General features: G+C 54.1%; 1 protein-coding gene. It reads left to right on the top strand.

Features of this window, described 5'->3' with window-relative positions; all coding sequences use genetic code 11:
• Positions 1–772, top strand: a 772-nt coding sequence (locus AC1DX0_RS36650) for a hypothetical protein (RefSeq protein ID WP_477359493.1), incomplete at both ends; no start/stop codon positions are given.

Raw genomic sequence — 772 nt, 5'->3', positions numbered from 1 at the left:
GCCGAAGGATCTTGCGATTCCGCGTCGAGCAGACACCGAGGTCGGCCCCTTCGAGCTCTATATTGCGTCGATGGAATTCCAGGCCAGCAACACGACGCTGCCTCGCATGGAGTTTCAGCGCTTTCAGGAATTAGCTGAGCGCTACTCAGGCTTCATGATGTTTCGAGACGGCCTAAGAGTGCTTCCCTATGGCCGAACCGACAATGATTTTTTCGAGATCGAATCAAGGCGCAGCAAAAATGCCGGCCGGGAGTTCTGGAACCATCGTCAGATGTTCGGTCGCCTTGCTATCCGGCGTGATGCCAATTCCAACCTAAAGGACAAAGCGGGACGTGAAGGGCTCCTCGACAATCGAGCAGCCAAGACCTTGAAGGTTCTTGTTTCAAATATCCTCCGTCTATCCGCACGGCGATACTTCGGCTCCGATTCCGATATTCGAGAGGAAGTGCTGCCCCAGATCAAAGCTTCCAACAAGGCTGAGAAAGCTGGCGAAGCGCGAAATAAACTGCGCCAACGTCAACGAAGGGAGTTCCGCACAAAGCTTCAAACGGTCTCAGGCGAACTTCCTCGCTTCAACAAAGAGATGGAAGCGTTTGCACAGAACCTCTCGATCCGCAACGAGAACGAAATTGGACCTGCGCAGCAGCAGCTCGAGGTTTTTCGGGAGAGGGCCTCCGATCTTCGCTTACCAGGGGCACCCAAGTCGCTTGGTCCGCTGGAGGAAACATATTCTGACTACCGCGACAATATGCGAACCACCACCACTCTACTG

It is taken from the genome of Mesorhizobium sp. P3_A9 (assembly GCF_056402975.1).
The sequence above is the reverse complement of the archived record's forward strand: the minus strand, read 5'-3'. Positions and strand labels throughout refer to the sequence as shown.